3 protein-coding genes are annotated in these 2,934 nt (G+C 63.6%); all 3 read right to left on the bottom strand.

Annotated elements, in window-relative coordinates:
* Window positions 1-164: 164 nt before the first annotated feature.
* Complete coding sequence (locus tag ABID26_RS36930; protein ID WP_354418416.1) at window positions 165-767, bottom strand: UPF0149 family protein; 603 nt, start codon at window positions 765-767, stop codon at window positions 165-167.
* Complete coding sequence (gene tnpC, locus ABID26_RS36925) at window positions 764-2,347, bottom strand: IS66 family transposase (protein ID WP_354418414.1); 1,584 nt, start codon at window positions 2,345-2,347, stop codon at window positions 764-766. Before tnpC ends, ABID26_RS36930 begins: the two co-directional genes overlap by 4 nt.
* Before the next feature lie 72 nt (window positions 2,348-2,419).
* A complete protein-coding gene (gene tnpB / locus ABID26_RS36920; RefSeq protein ID WP_354418412.1) occupies window positions 2,420-2,770 on the bottom strand; it encodes an IS66 family insertion sequence element accessory protein TnpB in 351 nt (116 codons plus the stop codon).
* Window positions 2,771-2,934 lie beyond the last annotated feature (164 nt).

Here is a 2,934-nt window from a genome sequence, read left to right as displayed (position 1 = left end):
AGGCGCTCCGTCAATGAGAAACCGACCGAGGAAATCGGTGTGGGGTGGATTATTGCGCAGATCGCACTTGCAAAAGGACATCAGAGCGGTGCACCAAGGCGCCTTTTCCGAAGTCGCCTGATGCGTGTATGGAGGTCAGCCGTTAGTTGGCGCGCCGGCGGCGATTACTGCGGGTCACCATAGCGGGTGACATAGTGGAGTTCGCGAAGGGCGGGGATGACCAGGGCGATATCCTTGTAGGCCTCATGCTCGATGAAGTGCGCGGTGTCGGGCCCCGGCCTGGGCTTGCCGAGGACAGGCCTCCCCTTTTTGTCGACGCAATAGATCAGGATCGGCAGCAGCAGGCCGTGATTGGGGTTGTTGAGGTCGAGGAGCCGTTTCCAGCGTTTGATGTTGAGATTCATGGCCGCGTAGAACCCCTGGCACCACGGCCGTGGGTCGATGCCGCCGCCGGGCTTGGTGGCGAAGCGGGGCGCATAATCCTGCGGTCTGTCGAACAGCGTCTCGTTGATCCGGTTGTGGATCCTGGCGAGGCTGGCAAACACGGCGTGATCGGTTGCGGAGCCTTTGGCCAGGACGTCGCGCGGCAATCCCATGAGCGGGCACATCCAGTCTTGCGGGTCCGCGAACCGCGGCCCGGTGACCGATGCCGTTACGAAGCCATCCAGCGCCGACATGCTCCGCACCAGCGGGCGGGGGTTGGTCTTGGCGGCCATCCAGGCCTCGAGCGCCTCGTCCGACAGCGCCATGTCATCGAGCGCGCTCATGCCGCCAAGGGGAGTGGCATGTCTTGGCGGCGCACCCAGTTCCATGGCATCAGCTCGTCCCAGCGCGAGGCTGGCCAGTCGTTCTGGATGCGCTCGATGACATCGGCCATGTAGGCTTCGGCATCGACGCCGCAGAGCTTGCAGGTCTCGATGATGCTGAGCACGACCGCTGACCGCTCGGCCGCGGCGAAATTGCCCGAGAAAAGCCAATTGCGCCGGCCGACGGTAAATCCACGAATGGCGCGCTCCGCAATCAGGTTGTCGGGCTCGAGCTGGCCATCGTAGAGGAAGCGGTTGAACGCGCGCCATCGCTTGGTGCCATAGGCGAAGGCCTTGGCGATATCGGCATGGCGCGACAAACCCTTGGCCTGGCGCATGAGCTGTCGTCGCAGCGCCCGCACCAGTGGTCGGGTCCGCGTTCGTCGAGCGGCCAATCGCTCGGCGGGCGGAAGCCCCCGTATCTCTTCCTCGATCCGGTAGATCGCCTGGATGCCGGCCATCGCCGTCGTGCTGAGCTCGGTCGGCTGGCTGTCGTGAACGTCGAATATCTTGCGACGCAGATGGGCCAGGCAGGCGGCTTCTCGAATGGCGCCGCCTTTGTAGATCTGGTTGTAGCCACTGAATCCGTCGGCCTGCAGCGTGCCGGCAAATCCGGCGAGTTCGGTCATCACGCTCTCGCCGGCGCGGCCCATGGTGGCGCGGTACCAGGCGATCGGCGGCTCCTGCGAACCCGAATTGCGGTCGTCGGCGACGTAAACCCAGAGCGCGCCCTTGTGCGTCTTGCCGGTGCCGGGCGCCAGGATCGGAAGCCGCGTGTCGTCGGTGTGTATCTTGGTGCGGGTACGGCCGATCTCACGGATGCGATTGTAGATCGGGTCGAGCAAGGCGGCGGCGTAGCCGGCGCTGCGCGCCAGCGTGGATCGCTCGATATCGACGCCCTTAGCGGCCATCATCTGGGTCTGACGGTAGCACGGCAGATGATAACCCCACTTCGCCATCATGATATGGGCGAGCGCGGCATAGCTGAGCTTGCCGCGCGCAATGGCCTTAATCGGTGCCGGCGCCTGAATGATTTTATCGCAGGTCCGGCAGCTATATTTGGGTCGAACGGTCTCGATCACCTGCCAGGCCTGGACGACCAGGTCGAGCATCTCGTCGCTATCTTCGCCCATGGCGCGCAGAGCGCCGCCGCAACCCGGGCAGCACGCGCAAGACGGCTCGCGAAGGATCCGCTTGCGCGGCAGGTTGGGGTTGAGCTTGCGCACTGGCAGCACCCGGACCTTGTCGGTGTCAGCGACGATGGGCAGCTCGATATAGGGCGCGCCGGCGGCGAAATCGGTCTCGAGATCTTCGAGTTCGAGCAGCATCTGGCCCAGCTTCTCAGACGAGCGTCCGAAGGCCTTGCGGTTGAAGCGATCGATCCGCAGCTGCAGGCGCTGAATGCGAAGTGCGGCCTCGGCGCGCTCTCTGCGCAGCTGCTCATCGCGTTCGGCGATGGTGGTGTCACGGGCAGCAACGGCCGCTTCCAGAAGCGCGATCCGGGCGAGGAAATCAGCGATTGAGGGAGCTTGTTCCGACACCCAAATTACATACCCGAAATAGCTCCTTCACGAAAGTAGAATCGACACAAAATCAATGAGAAACGAGCAAAATCAGCCAGCCAGACGCGGTCGATAAGTCCTGCTCGGCCGGCGCCAGTCGATCCCGTCCAGAAGCAGCGAAAGTTGCGCCTTGGTGAGCGACACGGCGACCTGATCCTTGGTGGTGGGCCAGGCAAAACAGCCATCTGTAAGTCGCTTTGTGAACAGGCAGAACCCCTGGTCGTCATGCGCCAAAATTTTTATGATATGACCCTTGCGTCCACGGAAGCAGAAGATCGCGCCGGTGTGCGGGTCGAGCGAGAGCACCTGCTGCACCATCCGCGCCAGGCTGTTGATCCCGCGGCGCATATCGGTGGCGCCGCAGCACAGATAAATCCGGTCGGTCGGCACCACAGTGATCACCTGCTCAACTCCGCCAGGACGATGCGCAGCGCTGTCGGATCGACGGTCCCGTCGATCCGCAATCGCGCGCCGTTCGCAAAGGCCACCACGATCTTGCCGGCCGGGTCCGGGCAATCGGAGACGGGCCGGTCGACCTCGGGCAGATCGTTCACCTCGACGCGCGC

Source organism: Mesorhizobium shonense (assembly GCF_040545255.1).
Lineage (GTDB): Bacteria > Pseudomonadota > Alphaproteobacteria > Rhizobiales > Rhizobiaceae > Mesorhizobium > Mesorhizobium shonense.
This window is presented reverse-complemented; position numbering and strand designations above follow the sequence as displayed.